This is a genomic window from Mesorhizobium sp. M7A.F.Ca.CA.001.08.2.1, from assembly GCF_003998455.1.
GTDB classification, from domain to species: domain Bacteria; phylum Pseudomonadota; class Alphaproteobacteria; order Rhizobiales; family Rhizobiaceae; genus Mesorhizobium; species Mesorhizobium ciceri.
The window spans coordinates 1-1013 of record NZ_RZPW01001234.1; the positions used below are offsets into that span (position 1 = coordinate 1).

Annotated in this window: 1 protein-coding gene, 2 tRNA genes and 1 pseudogene; 2 read left to right on the plus strand and 2 right to left on the minus strand. The window is 64.2% G+C overall.

Translation table 11 applies throughout. From position 1 onward, the window contains the following. A partial coding sequence (locus EN914_RS36445) for a YidB family protein (RefSeq protein ID WP_127389738.1) occupies positions 1-343 on the plus strand: 343 nt, incomplete at its 5' end. A 69-nt stretch (positions 344-412) separates the two neighbouring features. On the opposite strand, the gene EN914_RS36450 is transcribed toward EN914_RS36445, so the two are convergent. Further along, positions 413-486 (minus strand) — tRNA-Gly (locus EN914_RS36450). An 89-nt stretch (positions 487-575) separates the two neighbouring features. After that, positions 576-660: transfer RNA gene (locus EN914_RS36455), tRNA-Tyr, on the minus strand. A 198-nt stretch (positions 661-858) separates the two neighbouring features. Here EN914_RS36455 and EN914_RS39720 point away from each other — a divergent pair. Continuing rightward, positions 859-1013: pseudogene (locus EN914_RS39720) on the plus strand (23S rRNA (guanosine(2251)-2'-O)-methyltransferase RlmB); the annotation flags it as partial.

Consider the following 1013-nt stretch of genomic DNA (forward strand, 5'->3'; position numbering starts at 1 on the left):
TCCCGTGCCCGCTCCGACCGCCCCCGTCCCGACGGAAACCACATCCGCCGACGGTGGCCTGCTGGGCGGCCTGGGCGGACTGCTCGAAAAGCTCCGGGACGCCGGTCACGGCAACACCGCGGACTCCTGGGTCGGAACCGGCCAGAACCAGTCGATCAACGCCAACGATCTTGGCGCCGCGATCGGACCGCAGATCATCCGCGAGATCGCGCAACGGACCGGACTGGACGAGCAGGAACTGCTCAAGCAACTGTCCACCGCCCTGCCCGGCATCGTCGACAAGCTGACGCCGAACGGCCAGGTGCCGCAACAGCACCAGGTCGCATCCGCGTTCAACAGCTGACGCGGCGCAGCCACGGCAGCGCTGCGCCTCGTGCGCAGTGCTTCGGCTTGCCGTGATGGGATGAGTGTCTGGAGCGGGTAGCGGGAATCGAACCCGCATATTCAGCTTGGAAGGCTGCTGCTCTACCACTGAGCTATACCCGCGCCTTACCTGAAGTACCGGATTCATCCGAAAAGCGCCATGCACTTTTCGGTCCGATTCTTGTCGCGTTTCAGGGCTTCCGGGCCGGCAGTGGTGGAGAGGGTTGGATTCGAACCAACGTAAGCTAAGCTAACGGATTTACAGTCCGTCCCCTTTAACCACTCGGGCACCTCTCCAGTCTGCCGCCGGAGCCATGCAACGAGGCATTCGCGCCGATCCGGACCCGAGTTATGTGTTCTCCGAAACCAGCGCAGCGCCTTATGGCGGCAAGGCCATTGGGTGTCAACCGCGCAGCCAGCGTTTTTCGATGTTGTTCGCCGGCTGTGACGGCGGGCCATATCCTTGGCCGGAGGACACCGCTATAGAAGCCAGCCATGAGCGATAAAACCAACACCCCCAAAGACACCCATTACGCCAAGCTGCGCCGCGCCTATCGCGACGAGAAAAGCGGCGGCGCGCCGGCGTTCCGGCCCCGACAGCCGGTTCCGCCGGGCGAAAATGCCGCGGACGGCCTGGTGCGGCTCTACGG